The 25547-nt window shown below is 75.5% G+C and carries 22 protein-coding genes; 14 read left to right on the plus strand and 8 right to left on the minus strand.

The window, feature by feature from the left end:
* Window positions 1-99 precede the first annotated feature (99 nt).
* Entirely contained in the window at window positions 100-1146 is a 1047-nt protein-coding gene (zapE, locus tag E5225_RS09565) for a cell division protein ZapE (protein WP_243738341.1), read from the minus strand.
* A gap of 351 nt (window positions 1147-1497) precedes the next feature.
* On the opposite strand from zapE, the gene E5225_RS09570 reads away from it, so the two are divergent.
* The 8 genes from E5225_RS09570 to E5225_RS09600 are packed head-to-tail and all read left to right on the plus strand — an operon-like array spanning window position 1498 to window position 8992.
* Window positions 1498-3141 (plus strand): nitrite/sulfite reductase, encoded by a 1644-nt coding sequence (locus E5225_RS09570; RefSeq protein WP_424945145.1) that lies wholly within the window; start codon window positions 1498-1500, stop codon window positions 3139-3141.
* A complete protein-coding gene (locus E5225_RS17525) occupies window positions 3138-3299 on the plus strand; it encodes a hypothetical protein (RefSeq protein ID WP_166436016.1) in 162 nt (53 codons plus the stop codon). Before E5225_RS09570 ends, E5225_RS17525 begins: the two co-directional genes overlap by 4 nt.
* The gene (locus E5225_RS09575; protein WP_208012594.1) at window positions 3296-4015 is read left to right on the plus strand and encodes a phosphoadenylyl-sulfate reductase; all 720 of its coding nucleotides are present in this window, start codon (window positions 3296-3298) and stop codon (window positions 4013-4015) included. The genes E5225_RS17525 and E5225_RS09575 overlap by 4 nt, the downstream gene beginning before the upstream one ends.
* Window positions 4012-4962 (plus strand): sulfate adenylyltransferase subunit CysD, encoded by a 951-nt coding sequence (cysD, locus tag E5225_RS09580; protein ID WP_135974359.1) that lies wholly within the window; start codon window positions 4012-4014, stop codon window positions 4960-4962. Before E5225_RS09575 ends, cysD begins: the two co-directional genes overlap by 4 nt.
* Complete coding sequence (locus tag E5225_RS09585) at window positions 4962-6428, plus strand: sulfate adenylyltransferase subunit 1 (protein ID WP_243738342.1); 1467 nt, start codon at window positions 4962-4964, stop codon at window positions 6426-6428. Before cysD ends, E5225_RS09585 begins: the two co-directional genes overlap by 1 nt.
* On the plus strand, window positions 6425-7654 hold the full coding sequence (cobA, locus tag E5225_RS09590) for a uroporphyrinogen-III C-methyltransferase (RefSeq protein ID WP_136225403.1): 1230 nt from the start codon (window positions 6425-6427) through the stop codon (window positions 7652-7654). The genes E5225_RS09585 and cobA overlap by 4 nt, the downstream gene beginning before the upstream one ends.
* Before the next feature lie 4 nt (window positions 7655-7658).
* Window positions 7659-8510, plus strand: coding sequence for a dihydrofolate reductase family protein (locus E5225_RS09595; protein WP_135975399.1), 852 nt, complete (start codon window positions 7659-7661; stop codon window positions 8508-8510).
* Window positions 8507-8992, plus strand: coding sequence for a hypothetical protein (locus E5225_RS09600; protein WP_135975401.1), 486 nt, complete (start codon window positions 8507-8509; stop codon window positions 8990-8992). The genes E5225_RS09595 and E5225_RS09600 overlap by 4 nt, the downstream gene beginning before the upstream one ends.
* A 25-nt stretch (window positions 8993-9017) precedes the next feature.
* Here E5225_RS09600 and cuyB read toward each other — a convergent pair whose 3' ends face one another.
* Genes cuyB through gndA form a run of 3 tightly spaced genes read right to left on the minus strand, consistent with a single transcriptional unit; the run spans window position 9018 to window position 12450 of the window.
* On the minus strand, window positions 9018-9728 hold the full coding sequence (gene cuyB / locus E5225_RS09605) for a cysteate racemase (protein WP_135975403.1): 711 nt from the start codon (window positions 9726-9728) through the stop codon (window positions 9018-9020).
* Window positions 9725-10999 (minus strand): carboxylate--amine ligase, encoded by a 1275-nt coding sequence (locus E5225_RS09610; protein WP_135975405.1) that lies wholly within the window; start codon window positions 10997-10999, stop codon window positions 9725-9727. The genes cuyB and E5225_RS09610 overlap by 4 nt, the downstream gene beginning before the upstream one ends.
* Window positions 10996-12450 (minus strand): NADP-dependent phosphogluconate dehydrogenase, encoded by a 1455-nt coding sequence (gndA, locus tag E5225_RS09615; protein ID WP_135975409.1) that lies wholly within the window; start codon window positions 12448-12450, stop codon window positions 10996-10998. The genes E5225_RS09610 and gndA overlap by 4 nt, the downstream gene beginning before the upstream one ends.
* A 165-nt stretch (window positions 12451-12615) precedes the next feature.
* On the opposite strand from gndA, the gene E5225_RS09620 reads away from it, so the two are divergent.
* The 6 genes from E5225_RS09620 to E5225_RS09645 all read left to right on the plus strand — a co-directional run bounded on the left by E5225_RS09620 (window position 12616) and on the right by E5225_RS09645 (window position 19447).
* The gene (locus E5225_RS09620) at window positions 12616-13197 is read left to right on the plus strand and encodes a DUF3000 domain-containing protein (RefSeq protein ID WP_135975407.1); all 582 of its coding nucleotides are present in this window, start codon (window positions 12616-12618) and stop codon (window positions 13195-13197) included.
* A 151-nt stretch (window positions 13198-13348) separates the two neighbouring features.
* On the plus strand, window positions 13349-13879 hold the full coding sequence (locus E5225_RS09625; protein ID WP_244243658.1) for a response regulator transcription factor: 531 nt from the start codon (window positions 13349-13351) through the stop codon (window positions 13877-13879).
* 102 nt (window positions 13880-13981) lie between these two features.
* Window positions 13982-15244, plus strand: coding sequence for an HRDC domain-containing protein (locus E5225_RS09630; RefSeq protein WP_135973468.1), 1263 nt, complete (start codon window positions 13982-13984; stop codon window positions 15242-15244).
* Between the two features lie 116 nt (window positions 15245-15360).
* Window positions 15361-16578 (plus strand): thiolase family protein, encoded by a 1218-nt coding sequence (locus E5225_RS09635; protein WP_135973467.1) that lies wholly within the window; start codon window positions 15361-15363, stop codon window positions 16576-16578.
* Window positions 16575-18698, plus strand: a complete 2124-nt coding sequence (locus E5225_RS09640) for a 3-hydroxyacyl-CoA dehydrogenase NAD-binding domain-containing protein (protein ID WP_135973466.1) — start codon at window positions 16575-16577, stop codon at window positions 18696-18698. The genes E5225_RS09635 and E5225_RS09640 overlap by 4 nt, the downstream gene beginning before the upstream one ends.
* A 77-nt stretch (window positions 18699-18775) precedes the next feature.
* Window positions 18776-19447: a maleylpyruvate isomerase N-terminal domain-containing protein gene (locus E5225_RS09645; protein WP_135973465.1), complete on the plus strand. Its 672-nt coding sequence runs from the start codon at window positions 18776-18778 to the stop codon at window positions 19445-19447.
* 3 nt (window positions 19448-19450) lie between these two features.
* On the opposite strand, the gene pflA is transcribed toward E5225_RS09645, so the two are convergent.
* The 4 genes from pflA to E5225_RS09665 form a co-directional block, all read right to left on the minus strand.
* Complete coding sequence (pflA, locus tag E5225_RS09650; protein WP_135973464.1) at window positions 19451-20350, minus strand: pyruvate formate-lyase-activating protein; 900 nt, start codon at window positions 20348-20350, stop codon at window positions 19451-19453.
* A gap of 96 nt (window positions 20351-20446) precedes the next feature.
* Entirely contained in the window at window positions 20447-22717 is a 2271-nt protein-coding gene (pflB, locus tag E5225_RS09655; protein WP_135973463.1) for a formate C-acetyltransferase, read from the minus strand.
* Window positions 22718-22890: 173 nt separating this feature from the next.
* Window positions 22891-24768 carry a 1-deoxy-D-xylulose-5-phosphate synthase gene (gene dxs, locus E5225_RS09660; protein WP_135973462.1) on the minus strand — a complete coding sequence of 626 codons (1878 nt, stop codon included), beginning with the start codon at window positions 24766-24768 and terminating at the stop codon, window positions 22891-22893.
* Between the two features lie 118 nt (window positions 24769-24886).
* The gene (locus tag E5225_RS09665) at window positions 24887-25498 is read right to left on the minus strand and encodes a DUF4126 domain-containing protein (RefSeq protein ID WP_135973461.1); all 612 of its coding nucleotides are present in this window, start codon (window positions 25496-25498) and stop codon (window positions 24887-24889) included.
* Window positions 25499-25547: the final 49 nt, after the last annotated feature.

The following is a 25547-nucleotide window of genomic DNA, read 5'->3' on the forward strand; positions in this document are numbered from 1 at the left end:
GTGGGCGCGTCGTTCGTGATCTGGACGCATTTCCTGGTCGGTCGACCAGAATGCACGGATGCGCACCGCCACAGGCGGCGACGACCGGGCGCGGTGCGGTCAGGCGGCGGACCGGTCCGCCGCGAGCGCGGCGCCCTCGGCCGCCAGCGCGCCGAGCCGCGACAGCGCGCGGTAGTACTTCTTGCGGTACCCGCCGCTCAGCATCTCGGGCGTGAACAGGTCGAGCCCGGCGTCGGTGAGGCCCTCGCGCTCGACCACCACGGGCACGTCGCGGTCGTAGAGCCGGTCGACCAGCACGACCAGCCGCAGCGCGACGTCCTGGCGGTCGACCGGCGCGACGCCGGTGAGGGCGACCAGCCCGACGCCGTCGAGCAGCGCGCCGTACCGGCTGGGGTGCACGCGCGAGAGGTGCTCGAGCAGCTCACCGAGGTCGTCGGTGGTGGCGTCCGCACGTGCGGCGACGACCTCCCGCAGGCGGGCGGCGGGCACGGTGGCGGCATGGGTCGTGGCGGCCCGGTGGCGGTGGTCCTCGCCGTCGATGCGCAGCACCTCGAACCGGCCCGCGAGCGCCTGGATCTCGCGCAGGAAGTCCTCCGCCGCGAACCGGCCCTCGCCGAGGGAGTCCGGCAGCGTGTTGGACGTGGCCGCGAGCGCGACGCCGCGGTCGGCGAGCTCGCGCAGGAGCCGCGACATGAGGACCGTGTCGCCGGGGTCGTCCAGCTCGAACTCGTCGATGCAGACGAGGCGCTTCGCGCCGAGCTGCTCGACCGTGGGCCCGAACCCGAGCGCCCCCACGAGGTTGGTGTACTCGACGAACGTGCCGAACGCGGCCTCGTCGGTCCCGACCTCGCGCGCGAGGGACGCGAGCAGGTGGGTCTTGCCGACGCCGAAGCCGCCGTCGAGGTAGACGGCGGGCGCCTGCGCGCTGCGGCGGCGGCCGAACCACCCGGACCGGCCGGCCGGCCGGGAGAGGGTGCCGGCGACCTCGCGGAGCCGGGCCAGGGCCTGCGCCTGCGACGCGTGGTCGGGGTCCGGCCGGTAGGTGTCGAACGACTCGCGCGCGAAGTGCCGCGGCGGGACGAGCTCCGCCAGCAGGCGGTCCGCCGGGACGTGCGGCTGCCGCGCGGTCAGCGAGGGGGTGGGCACGGCGTCGAGGATACGGGCGCGGGTGCGGCGCCCTCGCCCGGGGCGGCGGCCCTGCCGCGCCGGCCGTCCGGGGGGTGGACGCCCGTTCCGTCATGCGGACGCCCCGTGACCTGTCACGCGCGGGCATGACACCCTCGGCAGGTGATCTTCCACGGGACCCCCACGTGTCGGCGCTGTCGCGCCGCCGCGGTCCCGTGCGCGTGCTGTCCGCGGAACCGCTGACCCGCCCCGTCCCTTCCTGCACGGGTGCGTGGTCCGCGTCCGGTGCACACGACCATCCCGTCGTGCGGACGCGTGAGCACGCCCCGAGATCCCCCCGAAAGGCGGCGCCCCGTGGCGCAGACACCCGTCGTGGCCCCTCCGAAGCGGCCCGAGGGCCAGTGGGCGTTCGGCGAGCGCGAGCCGCTCAACGCGAACGAGCGCTTCAAGCTCGAGGACGACGGCCTCAACGTCCGGCACCGCATCGAGACGGTCTACGCCCGCGAGGGCTTCGCCTCGATCCCCGGTGAGGACCTGCGCGGCCGCATGCGCTGGTGGGGCCTGTACACCCAGCGCAAGCCCGGCATCGACGGCGGCCGGACGGCGACGCTTGAGCCGCACGAGCTCGACGACGAGTACTTCATGCTCCGCGTGCGCTGCGACGGCGGCGCGCTGTCGGTGCCGCAGCTGCGGGCGATCGCCGACGTCTCGACCGCGTTCGGGCGGGGCACGGCCGACATCACCGACCGCCAGAACATCCAGCTGCACTGGGTGCGCATCGAGGACGTGCCCGAGATCTGGCGACGCCTCGAGGCCGTCGGCCTGACCACCCAGGAGGCCTGCGGCGACACGCCGCGCGTGGTCCTCGGCTCCCCCGTCGCCGGCGTCGCGGCCGACGAGATCCTCGACGGCACGCCCGCGATCGACGAGATCACGCGCCGCTTCGTCGGCGACCCCGCCTTCTCCAACCTGCCCCGCAAGTTCAAGACGGCGGTGAGCGGCTCGCCGCACCACGACGTCGCGCACGAGATCAACGACGTGTCGTTCGTCGGCGTGGTGCACCCGGAGCTCGGCCCCGGGTTCGACCTGTGGGTCGGCGGTGCGCTGTCCACCAACCCGCGCCTGGCCGTGCGGCTCGGCGCGTTCGTGACGCTCGAGCAGGTCCCGGCGGTGTGGGCGGGCGTCGCGGGGATCTTCCGGGACTACGGCTACCGACGCCTGCGCAACCGCGCCCGCCTGAAGTTCCTGGTCGCCGACTGGGGGGCCGAGGTGTTCCGGGAGGTGCTCGAGCGCGAGTACCTCGGCCACGCCCTGCCCGACGGCCCGGAGCCGCCCCCGCCGCCGTCCGGCCGGCGCGACCACGTCGGCGTGCACGAGCAGGCCGACGGCCTGCGCTACGTCGGTGCGGCGCCGACCGTGGGACGCGTCTCCGGCCCGCTCCTCGCGCAGGTGGCGGACCTCGCGGCCGCGGCGGGCTCCGACCGCGTCCGCCTGACCGTCGAGCAGAAGCTCGTCGTGCTCGACGTGGCGCCCGAGCGCGTCGACCCCCTCGTCGCCGGGCTCGAGGCCGTGGGGCTGCGCGTGCGCGGGGCGTCGACCTTCCGGCGCGGCACGATGGCCTGCACGGGCATCGAGTACTGCAAGCTCGCGATCGTCGAGACGAAGGCCCGCGCCGCGGACCTCGTCGACGAGCTCGAGCGGCGGATGCCCGACTTCGACCAGCCGATCAGCATCAACGTCAACGGCTGCCCCAACTCCTGCGCGCGCATCCAGGTCGCGGACATCGGCCTCAAGGGCGTGCTGGCCCCGGACGGGTCCGACGCGTACCAGGTGCACCTGGGCGGCGGGCTCGGCCTGACGAGCGGGCTCGGCCGGACGCTGCGCGGTCTGCGCGTCCCCGCGTCCGAGCTGCCCGACTACGTCGAGCGCGTCACGCGCCGGTTCGACGAGCAGCGCCTCGACGGCGAGCACTTCGCCGAGTGGGCGCACCGCGCGACCGAGGAGGACCTGCGATGAGCGGCGACGGCTCCGGGCAGCGGGCGGTGCCCTACTACTGCCCGTTCTGCGCCGGCGAGGACCTCTTCCCCGCCGGGGAACGGCACGGCGAGTGGGAGTGCCGCACCTGCGCGCGCGTCTTCGCGCTGCGGTTCGTCGGCCTGGTGGGCACCCGGTGAGCGCCGCGACCCGCGCGCTGGCGGACCTCTCCCCCGACGAGCTGCGCGCCCTGGCGGAGCAGGCGGGCCGCGAGCTCGAGGGCGCGCACCCGGCGGACGTCCTGCGCTGGGCGGCCGACCGGTTCGGCCGCGACCTCGTCGTCGCGTCCTCGATGGGCGACGAGGTGCTGGTCGACCTCGCGGCGAAGGTCGTGCCGGGCATCGACGTGATCTTCCTCGACACGGGCTACCACTTCGCCGAGACGATCGGGACGCGCGACTACTACGCCGACTTCACCGACGTGCGGCTGCGCACCGTGCTGCCGCTGGTGACGGTCGAGCAGCAGGACGCCGTGCACGGACCGCGTCTGCACGAGCGCAACCCCGACCTGTGCTGCGCGCTGCGCAAGGTGGAGCCCCTCGAGCGGGGGCTCGCCCCGTACACGGCGTGGGTGACCGGGATGCGCCGCGAGGACGCGCCGACTCGCAGCGACATCCCCGCCGTCGGCTGGGACGCCAAGCGGTCGAAGGTGAAGCTCAACCCCATCGCCGCGTGGACGCAGGACGACGTCGACGCGTACGTCGACGAGCACCACGTGGTGCTCAACCCGCTGCGCGAGGCGGGGTACGCGTCGATCGGCTGCGCGCCGTGCACGCGGCCCGTCGCCGCGGGCGAGGACGCGCGGGCAGGGCGCTGGGCAGGCAGGAACAAGACGGAATGCGGGCTGCACACATGAGCACGAGCACCAGCACGAGCACCCTCCCGGCGGGCACGGCGGCGCCCGCCGGCACGCACCTGACCCAGCTCGACGCGCTGGAGTCCGAGGCGGTCCACGTCATGCGTGAGGTCGCCGGCGAGCTCGAGCGCCCCGTGCTGCTCTTCTCGGGCGGCAAGGACTCGATCGTCATGCTGCACCTGGCGCGCAAGGCGTTCTGGCCCGCGCCCGTGCCGTTCCCGGTGATGCACGTCGACACGGGCCACAACTTCCCCGAGGTGATCGCGTACCGCGACGCCACGGTCGCCGAGCACGGGCTGCGGCTGGTCGTGGCGAGCGTCCAGGACGCCATCGACGACGGTCGCGTCGTCGAGGCGCCCGGCGGGTCGCGCAACCCGCTGCAGACCGTCCCGCTGCTCGACGCGATCACGGCGCACCGGTTCGACGCCGTGTTCGGCGGCGGCCGGCGCGACGAGGAGAAGGCGCGCGCGAAGGAGCGGATGTTCTCCCTGCGCGACGAGTTCGGGCAGTGGGACCCGCGCCGGCAGCGGCCCGAGCTGTGGGACCTGTACAACGGCCGGCACAGGCCCGGCGAGCACGTGCGCGTGTTCCCGCTGTCGAACTGGACCGAGCTCGACGTGTGGCGCTACATCGAGCGTGAGCGGATCCCCCTGCCCGAGATCTACTTCGCGCACGAGCGCGACGTGTTCGCGCGGGACGGCATGTGGCTGACGGCGGGCGACTGGGGCGGTCCGCGCCCCGGCGAGGTGGTCGAGCGACGCACCGTGCGGTACCGCACGGTCGGGGACATGAGCTGCACGGGTGCGGTCGACTCGCACGCCGCGACGGTGGCCGAGGTCATCGCCGAGGTCGCGTCGAGCCGGCTGACCGAGCGCGGGGCGACCCGCGCGGACGACCGGGCCTCCGAGGCCGCCATGGAGGACCGCAAGCGCGAGGGGTACTTCTGATGGGCACGCAGACGGCACCGCAGCTCGGCACCGGCCCCCGCACCGCGACGGCGACCGCCACGCCCGGCGCCGCCGACCACGCGCAGCGTGACCTGCTGCGGCTCGCCACGGCCGGCTCGGTCGACGACGGCAAGAGCACGCTGATCGGCCGCCTGCTGTACGACACGAAGTCGGTGCTCGCCGACCAGCTCTCGGCGGTCGAGCGCGCCACCGCCGCCCGCGGGGGGCACGCGACCGCGGTCGACCTGGCGCTGCTGACCGACGGCCTGCGGGCCGAGCGCGAGCAGGGCATCACGATCGACGTCGCCTACCGGTACTTCTCGACCGCGCGGCGCGCGTTCGTCCTCGCGGACACGCCGGGGCACGTGCAGTACACGCGCAACATGGTCACGGGGGCGTCGACCGCCGAGCTCGCGATCGTCCTGGTCGACGCGCGCAAGGGCGTGCTCGAGCAGACCCGCCGGCACGCGGCGCTGACCGCGCTGCTCGGCGTCCCGCACGTCGTGCTGGCGGTGAACAAGATGGACCTCGTCGGCTTCGACGAGGCGACCTTCGCGGCCATCGCCCGGGAGTTCACCGACTACGCGCGGGTGCTCGGGCTGCCGGCCGTGCACGCCGTGCCGCTGTCCGCGCTCGACGGCGACAACGTCGTCCTGCGCTCGGGCCGCACGCCCTGGTACGACGGCCCGACGCTGCTGGACCTGCTCGAGCGGGTCCCGGTCGGCCGGGACGCGGGCGCCGAGCCGCTGCGCCTGCCGGTGCAGTACGTCATCCGGCCCCGCACGCCCGAGCACCCCGACTACCGCGGGTACGCGGGCAAGCTCGCGTCGGGGGTCGTCCGGGTCGGCGACGAGCTGCGCGTGCTCCCGTCGGGGCGCACGAGCCGCGTCGTCGGCATCGACACGTTCGACGGGCCGCTCCAGGCCGCCGAGGCCCCGCGGTCGGTCACGGTGCGGCTCGCCGACGACCTCGACGTCGCGCGCGGCGACGTGCTCGCCCCGGCGGGCGAGGACGTGCGGACCGGCCAGGACCTCGTCGGCACGGTCTGCTGGCTCACCGAGCGCCGCTCCGTCGCGGGCGCGCGTGTGCTCGTGCGCACCGGCACCCGGACCGTCCGCGCGCTCCTGCGCGAGGTCGACGCGCGCCTGGACGTCGACACGCTCACCGTCGAGCGGTGGGACCCGGTCGACACGGTCCGCACGATCGACGCGACCGACACCTCGTCCGACGCCGCGCCGCGCTCGCTCGGCCTCAACGCGATCGGCCGCGTCCGCGTGCGGCTCGCGGAGCCGGTCGTGCTCGACGACTACGCGACGCACCGCCGCACGGGCGGGTTCCTCCTCGTCGACCCCACCGACGGCGGCACGCTCGCGGCCGGCATGGTCGGGCCCACCCTGCTCGACCGGCTGGTCCCCGTGCGCTCGGACGAGCGGGACGACGACTGGCTCGCGGGGGCGGGCATATGACGGCCCGGCAGCCGCTGCTCCTCGACGTCGCCGGCCGGCGCGTCGTGGTCGTCGGCGGCGGGCCGGTGGCGGCCCGCCGCGTGCGCGGCCTGCTCGTGGACGGGGCGGACGTGCACGTCGTGGCGCCTGCCGTGTGCGAGGACCTGCGCGACCTCGCCGCGGCGGGCGGCGTGACGTGGCACGCGCGCGAGTACGCGGCCGGTGACCTCGACGGCGCGTGGCTGGTGCACACCGCGACGGGCGACCGCTGCACCGACGACGCCGTCGCGGCCGCCGCGGAGTCCGCCCGCACCTGGTGCGTGCGCGCCGACGACGCGTCCGCCTCCGCCGCGTGGACGCCGGCCGTCGCGCGCGCGGGCGACGTGACCGTCGCCGTGACCGCCGGCGGCGACCCGCGCCGCGCCCGCGCCGTGCGCGCCGCCGTGCAGGGTCTGCTCGACGCCGGCGCGCTCCCCGTCCGCCGGCACCGCGCGGGGCCCGGACGCGTCACCCTCGTCGGCGGTGGCCCCGGGGACCCCGGCCTGATCACGACACGCGGACGGCGCGCGCTCGCGGAGGCCGACGTCGTCGTCGTGGACCGCCTCGCGCCGCGCGCGCTGCTCGACGAGCTCGAGCCGGGCGTCGAGATCGTCGAGGCCGGGAAGTCGCCCCACGCGCACACGCTCACGCAGGAGGAGATCAACCGGCTCCTCGTCGAGCGGGCGCGGGCGGGCCAGCGCGTCGTGCGGCTCAAGGGCGGCGACCCGTTCGTGCTCGGGCGCGGCGGCGAGGAGCTGGCGGCCTGCCGCGAGGCGGGCGTCGAGGTCGCGGTGGTGCCCGGCGTGACCAGCGCGATCGCGGTGCCCGCGGCCGCGGGCGTCCCGGTGACGCACCGGCACGTCGCCCGGCAGGTCACCATCGTCTCCGCGCACGACGCCGAGACCGACTGGGAGACGCTCGCCCGGCTGCGCGGCACGCTCGTGCTCCTCATGGGCGTCGCGCGTCTCGGCGAGCACATGGCCCGGCTGCGCACCCACGGCCTCGACCCCACGACGCCCGTCGCGGTCGTCGAGGACGGGACGCTCCCGGGCCAGCGCACGACGCTCGGCACGGTCGCGGACATCGCCGCCCGGGCCGCCGAGGTCGGCGTGACGAACCCCGCCGTCGTCGTCGTGGGCCACGTCGCCGCGCTCGCGGCGGTGCTCGGCGGCCCGGCCGTCGCGCGGCCCGCCGACCCCCTAGCCTGACCGCGTGCCGCCCGCCCTCCCCGCCTACGACCTGCTGCTCCCCCGCGACCGCGCCGGCGTGCTGCCGCCACGGGACGGCGAACCGGACCTGCTCGCCCTCTTCGCCGACGCCGAGCACGCCGGGCGGCGGCACGTGCGCGGCAACATGGTGGGCACGCTCGACGGCGGCGGCGTCGGCCCGGACGGCCGCTCGAACTCCCTCAGCAGCCCCGCGGACCGGCGCCTCTTCCGGGTGCTCCGGGCGCTGGCCGACGTGGTGCTGGTCGGCGCGGGGACGGTGCGCGCCGAGGGCTACCGCGAGCTGCCCGTCGCCGTCCACCTGCGGGACGCGCGCGCGGCGCTGGGCCGTGCCCCGGGCATCGCGCTCGCGGTCGTCACGCGGCGGGGGCACGTGCCGTCCGACGTGCGGCCCGGCGGGGAGCCTCCCCTCGTGGTGACGGGGACCGCCGGGCGGGACGCCGCCGCGCGGGCCGTCGGCGCGGGCCGCGTCGTCACGGTGCCCGTGCGGGACGGCGCTCTGGACCTCGCCGCGGGGCTCAACGCGCTCGCCGCGCGCGGCCTGCACCACGTCCTCACCGAGGGCGGGCCGTCGTTGCTCGGCGACCTGCTCGGCGCCGGGCTCGTCGACGAGCTCTGCCTCACGACCACACCGCTGCTCGCCGGCCCGGGCGCACCGGGCCTGCTGCACGGCGGGTGGCGCCCGGACCCGCCCGCCGGCGCGGTGCTGCGGCACCTGCTGCACGCGGACGGCACGCTGCTCGCCCGCTGGGACCTCGCGGCAGGCCGCACCACCCGCCCCACCGCCACCCCAGCGTCCGACGACGGGCCGCTCACGCCCGTAGGCTCGGACACGTGACCGACACCATCCTGGTCCTCACCGAGGACACGCTCGCCGACGCCGACGTCCACCACATCCTCGACCTGCACGGTGACGAGGAGCTCGCCTACCGCGTGCTCGTGCCCGCCGACACCGACCGGCCGCTCGTGCCGTGGATCGTCGACGCGCTGAGCCTCGGCGAGCTGCGGGAGGCGTGGGACCGCGCGCTGGGACGCGAGCCGAGCCGGACGCAGGCCCGCGCGACCGCGGAGGAGCAGATCGCGGGCAGCGTCGCCGCCTTCCTGGCCGCCGGGCGCACGGCGACCGGGCAGGTGACCGACGACGACCCGCTCCCCGCGCTGCGCACCGCGGTGGCGGCGGGCGACGTGCGCGAGGTCGTGGTCGTCACCTACCCGCACCTCGTCGAGGACACGTTCCACACGGACTGGGCGTCGCGCGCACGCGACGAGCTGCACGTGCCGGTGCTGCACCTCTACAGCGGCACGAGCGAGCTCGGCTGACGCCGGCGAGCCGGTTCCGGCGGGGTCAGCCCCCGCGCAGCGGGCGACCCGCGCGCACGACGGTCCGCCGGGCGAGCACGTCGAGCGAGTCGACGAACAGCGGCTCGGCGAGCAGGCCGTGCTCGAGGGCGACGACGGACAGCTCGGTGCACCCCAGCACCACGACGTCGGCCCCGCGTGCGGCCAGCCGGTCGGCGACGGCGCGCAGCGCCGGCACGTCGGCGGGCCGGCCGGCCTTGACCTGGTCGTAGATGATCCCCATGACGACGCGCTGGTCGTCCGCGTCGGGCTCCACCACCGCGAGCCCGCGCTCCTGCGCGGCCCGCTGGTACACGCCCGACGCGAGCGTGCCGCTGGTGGCGAGCAGGCCCACGCGCGTCGTGCCGGGCCGCGCGGCGACCTCGTCCACCGTCTCGTCGACGATGCTCAGCACGGGCACCGTCACGGCGGCCGCCACCTCGGCCGTGAAGTGGTGCGCGGTGTTGCAGGGCACCACGACGAACTCGACGCCCAGGGCCTCGAGGCGGCGCGCGTCGGCGGCCATCACCGGCCCGGGGTCGTCCGGCGAGTCACCGAGGATGTAGGCGGTCCGGTCCGGGATGGACGCGTGCTGCAGCACGACGAGGTCCACGTGGTCCTGGTCCCGCGCGGCGTCCGTGTGCCGGACGACGAGGTCGAGGAAGCTGACGGTGGCCGCCGGGCCGACGCCGCCGATCACCCCGACCTCGCCGCTCACGCGGCCGCCCCCCGCGCCGGCCACGGGTGGTACCGGCGGTACTTGCGCACCTGGTTGGCCTGGGCCGCCGCGAGGTAGGCGAGGCGGCGCGGGTGGTTCTCCGCCGCGTACCACAGCGGGTTCGTCACCTGCCCGGAGCGCTGCAGCCCGCGCACCTGCGCCCGCACGGCGGGGTCGGTGACGTAGCGCAGCAGGAGCTCCATCGGCAGCACCGTGTACAGGTGCGGCGCCGTGAGGTGGTCCGCCGAGCCGTCCGGGAGCGGGTCGAGGCCCTGCACGTGCTCGCGCACGTACAGCTCGGCCGTGTTGCGCCCGCCGGCGGTGATGTAGAAGTTGGACCGCCCGAGCCGCGGGTTGAGCTCGAAGAACACCGTGCGCCCGTCGCGGGGGTCGTACTTGAGGTCGAAGTTCGCGTACCCGCGCCAGCCGATGTGCTCGAGGAGCCGCCGCGCCTGGTCGGCGATCTGCGCGTCGTGCCCCGTGACGATCCCGGCGGGGTTGCCCAGCGCGCCGGGCGTGTGCTCCTCGAGCAGCACGTGGCCGAACGCCGAGAAGCGGACCTTCCCGTCCTGGTCGACGTAGCACGTGAGGATCCGCATGCCGGAGTCGTCGCCGGGGATGAGGTCCTGCACGACGAACCGGCCCTGGTAGCCCGACTCCCGCACCCGCCCGAGCAGGTCCGCGAGCTCCTCGGGCGAGCCGACCGTGAACACCTTCGCCTTCCCGGGGAAGTCGACGAGGTGGTAGGCCGCGGTGTCGGCGGCCTTCGCGATGACGGGGAAGCGCAGCGCGGAGGTGTCCGGCGTCCCGCCCGCCTGCACGTCGTGCACGACGGTCGCCGGGTGGTCGATGCCCAGCTCGGCGCACAGCTCGCCGAACAGCACCTTGTCGGTCACGCGGTCCAGCGTCGCCACGTCGACGTACGGGATCGTGTAGAGGTCCTCGAGCTGCGCCCGGTTCTCGACGATCGTCCGCACGAGCCAGTCGGCGCTGCCGAGCAGGAGGCGCGGACGGTCGGGGTGCTCGGCGGCGATCGCGCGCAGCCGCGCCACGACGGTGGGGCCGTCGTCGATGCCCGGCTCCACGACCGCGTCGAGGATGCGCGAGTGCCGCGTCAGACCCGTGGACACGGACGGCACGACGACCGACCGGACGCCGTACGCCTCGTGGAACGTGCGCGCGAGGCTGTAGGCGCCGATGTCGCCGCCGAGGATCACGGGCAGCAGGTCCGCCAGCGGCACCTGCGCGCCCGTGGGACGTCGCCGGCTCACTCGGCGGTCTCGGAGCGGTCGCCGGACCACTCGGTGTGGAAGACGCCCTCGCGGTCGACGCGGCGGTAGGTGTGGGCGCCGAAGAAGTCGCGCTGCGCCTGGATCAGGTTGGCCGGCAGCCGCTCGGCGCGCACGCCGTCGTAGTAGGCGAGCGAGGACGAGAACGCGGGCGTGGGCACGCCGTGCGTCGCCGCGGCGGCCACGACCCGCCGCCACGCGGCGACGCCGTTGCCGACCGCGCCCGAGAAGTAGGGGTCGGCGAGCAGCAGCGGCAGCTCGGGGTCGCGCGCGTACGCCTGCGTGATCCGGTCGAGGAACCGGGCGCGGATGATGCAGCCGCCGCGCCAGATGCGGGCCATCGCGCCGCGGTCGATGTCCCAGCCGAACTGGGCGGAGGCCGCGGCGATCTGGTCGAAGCCCTGCGAGTACGCGACGACCTTCGACGCGTACAGCGCCAGGCGCACGTCCTCGATGAACGCGCCGGGCTCGGGCACGTGCCACGCGACCGTGTCGGCGGGCAGGACGCCCCGCGCGGCGGCACGCTGCGGCGCGGAGCCCGACAGGGCGCGCGCGAACGTGGCCTCGGCGATGCCCGTGATCGGCACGCCCAGGTCGAGCGCGTTCTGCACCGTCCAGCGGCCGGTGCCCTTCTGCTCCGCGGCGTCGGCGACGACGTCGACGAACGGCCGGCCGGTCGCGGCGTCGACGTGCTGCAGCACGTCGGCCGTGATCTCGATGAGGAACGACTCCAGGTCGCCCGTGTTCCACGCGGCGAAGACCTCGCCGATCTCGCCCGCGGACGCGCCCAGGCCGTGGCGCAGGAGGTCGTACGCCTCGGCGATGAGCTGCATGTCGGCGTACTCGATGCCGTTGTGCACCATCTTGACGAAGTGGCCTGCGCCGCCGGGACCCACGTAGGTGCAGCACGGCTCGCCGTCGACCTTCGCGGAGATCGCCTCGAGGATCGGGCCGAGGGACGCGTAGGACTCGCGTGTGCCGCCGGGCATGATCGACGGGCCGTTGAGCGCCCCTTCCTCGCCGCCCGACACGCCCGTGCCGACGAAGTGCAGGCCGAGGGCGCGCAGCGCCGCCTCGCGGCGCACGGTGTCGGGGAAGTGCGCGTTGCCGGCGTCGACCACGATGTCGCCGGGCTCGAGCAGCGGCACGAGCTCGTCGATGACGGCGTCCGTGGCGGGACCCGCCTTGACCATGATCACGACCTTGCGCGGCCGCTCGAGCGCCGCGACGAAGTCGGCCATCGACTCGGCGGCGACGAACGTGCCGTCCGCCGCGTGCTCGGCGACGAGGGACTGCGTGCGCGCGAACGTGCGGTTGTGCACGGCGACCGTGTAGCCGTGGCGAGCGAAGTTCCGCGCGAGGTTGCGGCCCATCACCGCCAGGCCGGTCACACCGATGTGCGCGGTGCCCAGGTCGGACGCGGGGACAGACATCACGGGACTCCTTCGACACGGGGGTGCAGCCGCGCCCGCCGGCACGGTGGCCGGCGCCGCGACGCGGACGTGCGGTGACGGGAGTCGAGACTAGTCGGACGAAGGCCGCGAGCCGTCCGGCGTGCCGGACGTCGAGACGCCCGGCACGCCCCTACTGTCACCGGCGTGACCCCCGCCGGACCCGACGACGTGCCAGCCGAGTTCGTGCGGGCGCTCCGCTCGCTGCGCGGCGTCCCGGTCCGCGCCGAGGTCGTCCTCGACGAGGTGCCCGGCCCGGCCCGCATCGCGCCCTACACCGCCGCGCTGACGGGTGAGGTCCGCACCGCCCGCCGGTCCGTGGCGGCCGAGGACCTGGCGTCGGGCCGGTTCGTGGTGCTGTACGACCCGCAGGGCCAGGAGGCCTGGGACGGGTCGTTCCGCCTCGTCACGCTCGTGCGGGCTGCGCTCGAGCCCGAGGTGGGCGCCGACCCGCTGCTCGCCGAGGTCGCCTGGACGTGGTTCGGCGACGCCCTGGCGTCCGCCGGCGTCGACCCGCACGCCACGGGCGGGACCGTCACGCGCGTCCTGTCGCAGAGCTTCGGCGCGCTCGAACGGCGCGAGGAGCAGACCGAGCTCGAGATCCGCGCGTCGTGGACGGCGTTCGACGAGGACCTCGCGCCGCACCTGACGGCGTGGACCACCCTGCTGTGCACCGCCGCGGGCCTCCCCCCGCTGCCCGACGGCGTCGTGCCGCTGCCCCGTCGCTGAGGCTCCCCCGGGCGCCGGCGTCCGCGGTACGGACGCGACGCCGGGCGCAGACCGTCCCAGACCCGCCGCAACCGCCCGCCCGCCGGGCGGACCACGGTCCCGCGCGCCGACCGGGCTCAAGTCCCCCCGACCAGGTGCCGATCCACACGACGTGACCATCGAGCCCCTGCGACGCGACGTCCGCGAGATGTCGGCCCGCCGCGCGCCCGGCGCGGCCGGGGTCCCCACCGTCCGCCGGCCGCCGCAGGCCGCCGCACCGCGGGCCCCCATGTGCGTCGTCGTGACGCAGATCGGCGACGGCGAGGGCGAGGCGCTCGTGCGCACGCTGCGCCGCCGCGGCGCCGCGCGCGTCGTCGTCCTGGCCCGGCGCGCCGGGCGGGCCGAGCTGCGCACCCTGCTCGCCGGCGGCCTGCGCGGTGGCGTCGCCGCGAGCACCGACCTGGCCGCGCCCGCGCGGCCGGCGCCCCCGCTGCCGCCCGCGCCCCTGGCCGACCTGTCGGCGCGCGAGCTCAGCGTGCTGGCGCGCGTCGCCGAGGGCCGCACGAACCGGCTCATCGGCGAGGAGCTCGGCCTGTCCGCACTCACGGTCAAGAGCCACCTGGCCCGGATCTCCCGCAAGCTCGGCACCGGGGACCGCGCCGAGCTCGTCGCCATCGCGATCCGCCACCGGCTGATCGACTGAGTCGCCGGCGCGGGCGACCGGGCACCGGCGGTGACGTACGACGCACGCGACGCGTCGCCGACCTGCGCAGTACCCCGCCCGCCGTCGCCTACGGTGGTCCGCATGGACCCCGACGCGTCGCCCGGCGTGCCCGGTCCGGACGACGAGCGGCCGGACCCCGACGCACGTCCCGTCGTCCCGCTGCTCGAGCCGGCCGACGGCGTGCCCCCGGTCGTGGACACCCCGCGGGCGCTGGCCGCGGTCGTCGAGGCGTTCGGCGCCGGCACCGGGCCGGTGGCCGTCGACGCGGAGCGCGCGTCCGGCTACCGCTACGGGCAGCGCACCTACCTCGTGCAGCTGCGCCGCGAGGACGCCGGCACGGCGCTCATCGACCCCGTCGCCCTGCCCGACCTGTCGGCGCTGTCCGACGCCCTGGTGGGGGTCGAGTGGGTGCTGCACGCCGCCTCGCAGGACCTGCCCGGCCTCGTCGAGCAGAACATGCGCCCGAGCCGGATCTTCGACACCGAGCTGGCCGCGCGCCTGCTCGGCATGGAGCGCGTGGGCCTGGCGGCCGTCGTCGCCGACACGCTCGGGCTCGGGCTCGCGAAGGAGCACTCGGCCGTCGACTGGTCGACCAGGCCCCTGCCGGCGGAGTGGCTGCGGTACGCGGCGCTCGACGTCGAGGTGCTCGTCGAGGTGCGGCAGGTGCTCGCCGAGCGGCTCGCCGAGCAGGGCAAGGCCGAGTGGGCGCGCCAGGAGTTCGAGGCCGTGCGCCTCGCGCCGCCGCCCGCGCCCCGCGCGGAGCCCTGGCGACGCGTGTCGGGCCTGCACACGCTGCGCGAGCCGCGGCGCCTGGCCGTGGTGCGCGAGCTGTTCGAGGCGCGCGACAAGAGCGCGCGGGAGCGGGACATCTCCCCCGGCCGCGTCCTGCCCGACGCCGCGATGGTGGCCGCCGCCCAGGCGCTGCCGCGCACCGTGGGTCAGCTCGTCGCGCTGCCGCCGTTCGCCGGGAAGGGGACGCGCCGGCGCGCCGCGCTGTGGCAGTCGGCCGTCGACCGTGCGCTGGCGCTGCCCGACAGCGCCCTGCCGTCCCCGCGCGGCCCGGCCGGCGACGGCCCTCCCCCGCCGCGCGCGTGGGCGGAGCGCGACCCCGCGGCCGCCCGGCGGCTCGCGGCGGCACGCGCCGTGGTCACCGGCCTGTCCGAGCACTGGTCCGTGCCCGTGGAGAACCTCCTCCAGCCGGACCTGCTGCGCCGCCTGTGCTGGTCGCCGCCGCAGCCCGCCGACGCCGACGCGGTGGCTGCCGCGCTGCGTGCCGGCGGTGCACGGGAGTGGCAGGTCGAGCTGGTCGCGGACCGCCTCGCGGAGGCGTTCGCGGCCTCCTGACGCCGGCCCGCCCCGCTGTTACTGTTCAGTAACCTCGCGCGTCCAGGGATGATCGTCCCGCGCGCCCGGGGCCCCGCCGGGCGCCCCACGGACACCGCCGTCCCGCTGGAGGATCGATGCCCACCTCGTCCCCGCCCTCCGTCCGCCGCGTCGTCTTCGTCGACGGCGTGCGCACCCCGTTCGGCCGCGCCCGCAAGGACGGCCTGTACGCCCACACCCGCGCCGACGACCTGGCCGTCAAGACGGTCCGCGAGCTCCTGCGCCGTCACCCCCAGCTGCCGCCCGGCCGCGTCGACGACGTCGCGCTCGCCGCGACCACGCAGCAGGGCGACCAGGGCCTGACGCTGGGCCGCACGGTCGCCATGCTCGCCGGGCTCCCGCCGACCGTGCCCGGCTTCGCGATCGACCGCATGTGCGCGGGTGCGATGACGGCCGTCACCACGACCGCGGCCGCGATCGCCATGGGCGCGCAGGACGTGACGATCGCCGGCGGCGTGGAGCACATGGGCCACCACCCGATGGGCTTCGACGCCGACCCCAACCCCCGCTTCATGGCGGAGCGGCTCGTCGCCGCGGACGCGCTCAACATGGGCGTCACCGCCGAGAACCTGCACGACCGGTTCCCCGCGCTGACCCGCGAGCGCGCCGACGCCTACGGCGTGGCCAGCCAGGAGAAGTACGCGGCCGCCCTCGCGGCCGGGCAGATCGACCCGGACCTCGTGCCGGTCGCGCTGCGCGACCCCGAGCGCGGCTGGGGGCTCGCGACGGCCGACGAGCCGCCGCGCCCCGGCACGACGGTGGAGGCGATCGCCGCCCTCGCGACGCCGTTCCGCCCCGCCGGACGCGTCACCGCCGGCACGTCGGCGCCGCTGACCGACGGCGCGGCCTCCTGCCTGCTCGCGGGTGAGGACGTCGCCGCGCAGCTGGGCCTGCCCGTGCGCATGCGGATGGTGACGTTCGCGTACGCGGGCGTCGAGCCCGAGGTCATGGGCCTCGGCCCCGTCCCCGCGACGGAGAAGGCGCTCGCCCGCGCCGGTCTGACGATCGAGGACATCGGCCTGATCGAGATCAACGAGGCGTTCGCCGTGCAGGTGCTCTCGTTCCTCGACGCCTTCGGGATCGCCGACGACGACCCGCGCGTGAACCCGTACGGCGGCGCGATCGCCGTCGGCCACCCGCTGGCGTCGTCCGGGGTGCGGCTCATGACGCAGCTCGCCCGGCAGTTCGAGGAGCACCCCGAGGTCCGCTACGGGCTGACGACGATGTGCGTCGGGCTGGGGCAGGGCGGCACGGTCGTCTGGGAGAACCCGCACTTCACGGAGGACGCGCGATGAGCACGAGCACCCCCGCACCCCGCCCCGAGCGCGTCACGCACGCGCACGTGCGCGACGTCCGCCTGCCGGGCGGCCTCGGCACGCTGGCGCTCGTCACGGTCGACAACGGCCTGGACCACACGAAGCCGACGACGTTCGGCCCGCAGGGCGTCGCGGAGCTCACGGCGACCCTGACCGCGGTGCGCGAGCGCGCCGCCGCCGGCGAGCTCGCCGCCGTGGCCGTCACCGGCAAGCCGTACTACCTCGCCGCCGGCGCCGATCTCACCCAGGTCGCGAGCGTGACGACGCGCGAGCAGGCGCTCGAGCTCGGCCGCGGCGGGCACGCGGCGTACCGGCTGCTCAACGACATGGGCGTGCCGACGTTCGCGTTCGTCAACGGCGCCGCGCTCGGCGGCGGCCTCGAGCTCGCCCTCGCGTGCGACTACCGCACCGCGGGCGCCGACGTGCGCGCGCTCGCCCTGCCGGAGACGACGCTCGGCCTCGTCCCGGGCTGGGGCGGCGCGTACCGCGTCCCGCGGATCGTCGGCATCGAGCGGGCCCTCGACGTCGTCCTGGCCCGGCCCGCGGCCAACAAGCCGTTCACCGCGGCGCAGGCGGCCGAGATCGGGCTCGTCGACGTCGTGCTCGACGCGGCGGACTTCCTCGAGGAGTCGGTGCGCTGGGCAGCGCGCGTGCTCGACGGCTCCGTCGTCGTGACCCGCCCGCCCCTCGCCGACGCCGCCACGTGGCAGGCCGTCACGGCGGCCGCCCGCGAGCGGCTCGACGCGACCGTCCACGGGTCCCGGCCCGCGCCCTACCGGGCGCTCGACCTCCTCGCCGCCGCGCGCGACGCCGACGTCGAGACCGCGTACGCCGCCGAGGACGAGGCGCTCGCCGACCTGATCATGACCGACGAGATGCGCGCGAGCGTGTACGCGTTCGGGCTCGTCTCCGGCGGCAAGCGGCCCGAGGGGGCGCCCGACCGGTCGCTCGCGCAGCCCGTCACGCGCGTCGGCGTCGTCGGGGCGGGCCTGATGGCCGCGCAGATCGCGCTGCTCTTCGCGCAGCGGCTGGGCGTGCCCGTGGTGATGCGGGACCTGGACCGGGCGCGCGTCGACGCCGGGCTCGCGGCGGTGCACCGACAGGTCGAGCGGCTCGTCGCGACGGGGCGCATGACGTCCGACGCCGGCGCGCGGATCACGGCCTCCGTCACGGGGTCGACCGACCTCGCGGTCTTCGCCGGCTGCGACCTGGTCATCGAGGCCGTCACCGAGGTGCTCGACCTGAAGAAGCGCGTGTTTGCCGAGCTCGAGCAGGTCGTCACGCCCGACACCGTGCTCGCCACGAACACCTCGGCGCTGTCGGTCAGCCGCATGGCGGCGGACCTGCAGCACCCCGAGCGGGTCGTCGGGCTGCACTTCTTCAACCCGGTCGGCGCGATGCCGCTCGTGGAGGTCGTCCGGGCGGAGCGGACGTCGGACGCCGCCCTCGCGACCGCCTTCGCGGTGACGCAGCAGCTGCGCAAGACCGCGGTGCTCGTGGCCGACCGCCCCGGGTTTGTCGTCAACCGGCTGCTGGTCCTGCTGCTCGGGAAGATCGTCGAGGCGGTCGAGAACGGCACACCGGTCGAGGTGGCGGACCGCGCGCTCGACCCGCTCGGCCTGCCGATGCCGCCGTTCGAGCTGTTCGACCTCGTGGGCCCGGCCGTCGGGCTGCACGTGCTGACGTCCCTGCGCGCGGACCTCGGTGACCGCTTCCCGCGCTCGCCCGGGCTCGAGAAGCTCGTCGCGGACGGCGCGTCGGTCGTGCGGCCCGCCCCCGCCAAGGGCCTGCCCAAGCGCGTGGACCCCGCGGTCCAGGCGGTGTTCGACTCCGCGCGCGAGGCCACGGGCGACGCACCGCTCGACGAGGCCGGCGTGCTCGACGCGGTCCTCACCGCCCTCACGGTCGAGATCGGGCACATGCTCGACGAGGGCGTCGTCGCGACGCCGCAGCAGATCGACCTGTGCATGATCCTCGGTGCCGGCTGGGGCTTCCACCTCGGCGGGATCACGCCCTACCTGGACCGCACCGGGTACGGCGAGCGGGTGCTCGGGCGGCGCCTGCTGCCCGACGGGGTCGCGAACGTCCCGGGGCGCTGACGCCGCGGGGCGCGGCGCCCGCCCGGGCGCGCGCCGGGTGCTTGCCCGCGCGCGCCCGGCTGCGCCAGGGTGACGCCGTGCCCACGCCGCTGCCGCCCCTGACCTTCGCCGACGCGCTCGACCGGTCGGCGGTCGTCGGCGCCACCCGCGTCGTCGCCGACCTCGTCGCGCGCCCGGAGGTGAGCGCCGCGTGGGACGCCGAGTCGTCCTGCGCCGGCATGAGCGTGGGCGCGCTCGCGTACCACCTGGCGCTGCAGCCGCGCCGGGTCGTCGAGGTGCTCGGCGCGCCCGCGCCCGCGCCCCACGCGCCGCTCGTCACCGTCGACGCGCACTACGCGCAGGCCGCGTGGATCCGCGAGGACCTCGACGGGCCGTCGAACGTGGGCGTGCGCACCCGCTCGCAGGAGGCGGCCGCGGAGGGGCCCGAGTCGGTCGACGGCCTGCTCGTGGCCACGCTCGCCGGGCTCGACGACGCCCTCGCGCGGGCGCCCCGCGCCGTCCTGGTCCCCTGGACCGGCGCGGCGATGGCCACGGACGACTTCCTCGTCACGCGGCTGCTGGAGATGGTGGTGCACGCCGACGACCTGGCGTCGAGCGTGGACCTGCCGACGCCCGAGCTGCCGCCGGGCGCCGTCGTGCCCGTGCTGCGCGTGCTCACCGACCTCGCGGTCCGCCGCCACGGCCAGGCCGCGCTCGTGCGGACCCTGTCCCGCCCGCAGCGGGCCCCGCGCGACGTCAGCGCGCTCTGACGCTCAGAAGGTGGTGAGCCCGCGGGCGCGGAAGACCTCGCGGACCGCCTCGGTGGCCTCGGGCGACGGCGGCTCGGTGTCGGTGAGCTCGTACCGCATGCCCAGCTCGTCCCACTTGTCGCGGCCCATCTGGTGGAAGGGCAGCACCTCGACGCGCTCCACGGCCGGCCCGAACGACACGACGTGGTCGGCGACGGCGGCGACGTTCTCGGGGTCGTCGGTCAGGCCCGGGACGAGCACGAACCGGACCCACATGCGGGTGCCGCGCGCACCGAGCCGGCGGCCGAGGTCGAGGGTGGGCTGCAGCTCGCGGCCCGTGACGCGCCGGTAGGTGTCCGGCAGCCCGGACTTCACGTCCAGGAGCACGAGGTCGACGTCGTCCAGCAGCTCGTCGTCGGCGTGGGCGCCCAGGAAGCCGGACGTGTCGATCGCGACCGGCACGCCCATGGCCGCCGCGCCCCGGACCAGCCGGCGCACGAACGCGGGCTGCATGAGCGGCTCGCCGCCGCTGATGGTCAGCCCGCCGCCCGTCGCGCGGAAGACGCCGCGGTAGCGGGCGACCTTCGCGAGGATCTCGTCCGCCGACACGTCGGTGCCGCGGCGCATCTCCATCGTGTCGGGGTTGTGGCAGTACAGGCACCGCAGCGGGCACCCGGACAGGAACACCGTCAGGCGGGTGCCCGGGCCGTCGACCGCCGTGACGAGCTCCCACGAGTGCACCGAGCCGAGCCGGCCCTCGCGGACGGCCGCGAGACGCTCGGCGCGCTCGGCCTCGACGGCCTCGAGGCCGGCGGTGCCGTGGCCGTGGGTGCGCGTGTGCGAGCCGCCGACGAGCGGCGTCCCGAGGGCGACGACGGGGGCGCCGGTCGGCTCGCTCGTCGTCGTGGTCGGCGTGGTGCTCACGTCCGGACCTCCTCGGGTGTCGTCGCGGGGGTGGTGCAGGAGCGGTGCAGCGGCCCCGGTCCGGTCGTCAGCGGACCGGACCGGGGCCGGTCGGGGTCAGACCGCGCCGTGGAAGGTCCGCGACAGCACGTCGAGCTGCTGCTCGCGGGTGAGGCGGACGAAGTTCACGGCGTAGCCCGACACGCGGATCGTCAGCTGCGGGTAGTTCTCCGGGTGCTCCATGGCGTCCACGAGCGTCTCGCGGTTCAGCACGTTGACGTTCATGTGGTACCCGGAGGACAGCACGTACGCGTCGAGGAGGCCGACGAGGTTGCCCACCTGCTCGTCCTTCGTGCGGCCGAGGCCGGACGGGACGATCGACGAGGTCAGCGAGATGCCGTCCTGCGCCTCCGAGTAGGGCAGCTTCGCGACGGAGAGCGCCGAGGCGAGCATGCCGTGCGTGTCGCGCCCGTTCATCGGGTTGGCGCCGGGGGCGAACGGCTCGCCGGCCTTGCGCCCGTCGGGCGTGGAGCCGGTCGACTTGCCGTACACGACGTTCGACGTGATCGTCAGCACCGACTGCGTGTGCACCGCGTTGCGGTACGTCGGCTGCGCGCGGAGCTTCTCCATGAACCGGCGCACGATCCACACCGCGATGTCGTCGGCGCGGTCGTCGTCGTTGCCGTACGTCGGGAAGTCGCCCTCGACGGCGTACTCGGTGACGAGGCCGTCGGCCGTGCGCAGCCCGCGCACCGTGGCGTACTTGATGGCCGACAGCGAGTCCGCCACGACCGACAGGCCGGCGATGCCGCAGGCCAGCGTGCGCAGGACCTCGCGGTCGTGCAGCGCCATCTCGATGCGCTCGTACGCGTACTTGTCGTGCATGTAGTGCACGCAGTTCAGCGCGTCGACGTACGTCTCGGCGAGCCAGTCCATCGTCCGGTCGAACTTGGCGAGCACGTCGTCGTAGTCGAGCACCTCGCCCTCGACGGGCGCGCTGACCGGGGCGACCTGCTTGCCCGTGACCTCGTCGCGGCCACCGTTGATCGCGTAGAGGAGCGCCTTGGCGAGGTTGACGCGCGCACCGAAGAACTGCATCTGCTTGCCCACGCGCATCGGGGACACGCAGCACGCGATGGCCGCGTCGTCGCCCCACGAGGCGCGGATGAGCTCGTCGGACTCGTACTGCACGGCCGAGGTGTCGATGGACACCTGCGCGCAGAACCGCTTGAAGCCCTCGGGGAGCCGGTCGCTCCAGAACACCGTCATGTTCGGCTCGGGCGCCGGGCCCAGGTTGTACAGCGTCTGCAGGTAGCGGAACGACGTCTTGGTGACGAGCGGCCGGCCGTCCTCGCCGATGCCGCCGATGGACTCGGTCACCCACGTCGGGTCGCCCGAGAAGAGGGTGTCGTACTCCGGGGTGCGCAGGAAGCGCACGATCCGCAGCTTGATGACGAAGTCGTCGATGAGCTCCTGCGCCTGCTCCTCGGTGAGGACGCCCGCGTCGAGGTCGCGCTGCAGGTACACGTCGAGGAACGTCGACGTGCGGCCGAGCGACATCGCGGCGCCGTTCTGCTCCTTCACCGCGGCCAGGTACGCGAAGTACAGCCACTGCACGGCCTCGCGGGCGGTCGTCGCCGGCTGCGAGATGTCGTACCCGTAGGACGCGGCCATCTGCTTGAGCTCGCCGAGGGCACGGATCTGCTCCGCGAGCTCCTCGCGGTCACGGATGACGTCCTCGACCGACCGCTCCATGTCGAGCGAGGCCTTCTCGAGCTTCTTCTGCGCGATCAGCGCGTCGACGCCGTAGAGGGCGACGCGGCGGTAGTCGCCGATGATGCGGCCGCGGCCGTAGGCGTCGGGCAGGCCCGTGATGATGTGGGAGCTGCGCGCGGCGCGGACGTTCGGCGGGTAGACGTCGAAGACGCCGGCGTTGTGGGTCTTGCGGTACTTCGTGTAGATGTCGACGATCTCCTGCGGCGCCTCGTAGCCGTAGGTCTCGAGCGACGTCTGCACCATGCGCCAGCCGCCGTTCGGCATGATGGCGCGCTTGAGCGGCGCGTCGGTCTGCAGGCCGACGATCAGCTCGCTGTCGTGGTCGATGTACCCGGGCGCGTGGGACGTGATCGTCGACGGCGTGCTCGGGTCGACGTCGTAGACGCCCTTCTCGCGCTCGGCGGGGAACATCGCGCTGAGCTTCTCCCAGATGCCCGTCGTGCGGGCGGTGGGGCCGGCGAGGAAGCTCGCGTCACCGGTGTACGGCGTGTAGTTGCGCTGGATGAAGTCGCGGACGTCGACGGCGTCGGTCCACGGCCCGGTGACGAAGCCCTGCCATGCCGCGGGTACGGCGGTGTCGCTGCGGTCGCTGGGCACGGCGGTGATGGTCATCTGACGCTCCTGGTGTGGCGGGGTCGATACCTCGACGCTACGAGCCAAGTCGTGGGATGTCTCGGGACCTCCGTCCCGCGTCCCGCGTGGGTCGCCCGGGGCCGTGGTGACGGTCGACACACCCCGGGCGCGGCGCGCGGCGCCCGGTCCGGTCCGGGCGCGTCCCCCCGGGGTCAGCCGCGCGCGGCGAGCGCCGTCAGGACGTCCGCGGCGACGTCGTGCGGGCGGAGGCGCAGCGCGTCGACGATCTCGTCGCGCGACGCGTGGTCGAGGAAGCTCGACGGCACGCCGACCGACTGCACGGGCGTCGCGACGTTGGCCTCGCGGCTGCGCTGCCCCAGCAGCGCGCCGACGCCGCCGTCGACGAGCCCGTCCTCGAGGGTGACCACGTGGTCGTGCTCGCCGGCGAGCTTGACGAGCGCGGCCGGCACGGGCAGCACCCAGCACGGGTCGACGACGGTCACGGCGAGCCCGTGCCCGGCCAGGATCTCCGCGGTCGCGAGTGCGGTCGTGGCCATGGGCCCGACACCCACGACGAGCACGCGCCGGCCCTCGCCCTCGTGCCGCGCCAGGACGTCCACGCCGTCGACGTCGTCGAGCGCCGGGATCGCGTCGCCCATCGCGCCCTTGGGGTACCGCACGACCGTCGGCGCGTCGTCGACGTCCACCGCCGTGCGCAGGGCCGCCCGCATGGTCGCCTCGTCGCGGGGCGCTGCGAGCCGCAGACCGGGCACGACGGCCAGCATCGCCATGTCCCACATGCCGTTGTGGCTGGCGCCGTCGTCACCCGTGATGCCGGCGCGGTCGAGCACGAACGTGACGCCGGCACGGTGCAGCGCGACGTCCATGAGCACCTGGTCGAACGCGCGGTTGAGGAACGTGGCGTAGACCGCCACGACGGGGTGCAGCCCGCCGTACGCCATCCCCGCCGCGGACGTCGCCGCGTGCTGCTCGGCGATCCCGACGTCGAACACGCGGTCGGGGAACTCCTGCGCGAACGGCGCGAGGCCCACGGGCTGCAGCATCGCCGCGGTGATCGCGACCACGTCCGGGCGGCGGCGGCCGATGCGGACGATCTCGTCCGCGAACACGCTCGTCCAGCCGAAGCGCGACGGCGCCAGCGGCAGACCCGTCTCCGGGTGGATCCGCCCGACGGCGTGGAACCGGTCCGCGACGTCCTGCTCGGCCGGCGTGTATCCCCGGCCCTTCTCCGTGATCACGTGCACGATCACGGGCCCGCCGAACGCCTTGGCCCGCCGCAGCGCGCGCTCGACGCTCGCCTCGTCGTGCCCGTCGACCGGTCCGACGTACTTCAGGCCGAGGTCCTCGAACATGCCCTGGGGCGCGACGACGTCCTTGATGCCCTTCTTCACGCCGTGCAGCGCCTCGTACGCGAGCCGGCCCGGCGGCCCCGAGCGGTGCAGCGTCGACCTGCCCCACGACAGCAGCGACTCGTACCGGCGCGTCGTGCGCAGGACGTCGAGGTGCTGCGCGAGCCCGCCGGTCGTCGGCGCGTACGAGCGGCCGTTGTCGTTGACGACGATCACGAGCCGGCGCTCGGAGTCCGCCGCGATGTTGTTCAGCGCCTCCCAGGCCATGCCGCCCGTGAGGGCGCCGTCGCCGATCACCGCGACCGTGTGCCGGTCGGGCTCGCCGCGCAGCTGGCGCGCCTTGGCGATGCCGTCCGCCCAGGAGAGCGCCGTGGACGCGTGGGAGTTCTCGACCACGTCGTGCTCGGACTCCGCGCGGCTGGGGTAGCCCGACAGCCCGCCGCGCCGGCGCAGGGCCGAGAAGTCCCGGCGGCCGGTCAGCAGCTTGTGCACGTAGGACTGGTGCCCCGTGTCGAAGACGAGCGTGTCGTGCGGCGACTCGAACACGCGGTGCAGCGCGATCGTCAGCTCGACCACGCCGAGGTTGGGACCGAGGTGCCCGCCCGAGCGGGACACCTGCTCGACCAGGAAGTCGCGGATCTCCGCGGCGAGACGGTCGAGGTCACGTGCCGGCAGGGCGCGCACGTCCTGCGGCGACGTGATGCGGTCCAGCAGTCCCACGAGGTCTCCTCCCGGTACGGCGACCCAGCCGTGCGGCGACGGGGCGTCTCAGTGACCGACCAGTCTAGGCGCCGCGCACCGGAGCGGCGTCCCGACCGGCGTCGGGCTCAGCGCGCCCTCAGAACCTGCCGCGCACCGGGCCCGGCGTCGCGGCCGGGCCCGGGCGGCGTCGCCGCCGACGGCGCAGGACCACGACGAACCCCCACACCAGCAGCCCGAGCACGACGACCACGAGCACCGGCACGAACACCGCCAGGAGGCTCAGCCCCACGGACACGCCGTCCTCCACCGCGGACACCACCGGGCCGCCGGTACCGGCCGTGGCCGCGTTCACGAGCGGCCGGGCGGTCGCCTTGCCCGCGTGCACGAGCGCCGCCACGACCACGCCGGCCGTCACCGCGACCCACGGGTGGTCCTGCACCCACGTGGAGCCCTCGAGGTCCTCCGCCGCGGCCGTCGCCGCGAAGACGACGCCGCCCGTGGCGGGCCGGATCACGGTCTGCACCGCGTCGTTCACGGTGTCCACGAGAGGCACCTTGTCGAGCACGACGTCCGTCAGCAGGAGCACCGTCCCGACGCCGATGGCCCACCAGCTCTCCATCCACGTCAGGGCGGACGGCAGCGTGACGACGTCCGTCAGGCGGGCCAGCAGCGCCACCACGAGAAAGGGGACGTACGCGTTGAGCCCGGCGGCCGCCGACAGGCCGATCCCGGTGAGCGCCACGAGCATGCGCGCGACCCTACCGCCGCCGGTCGCCGGCGGGTGCCGCCGGATAGGA

Origin of the sequence: Cellulomonas shaoxiangyii (assembly GCF_004798685.1) — a bacterium.
GTDB classification, from domain to species: domain Bacteria; phylum Actinomycetota; class Actinomycetes; order Actinomycetales; family Cellulomonadaceae; genus Cellulomonas; species Cellulomonas shaoxiangyii.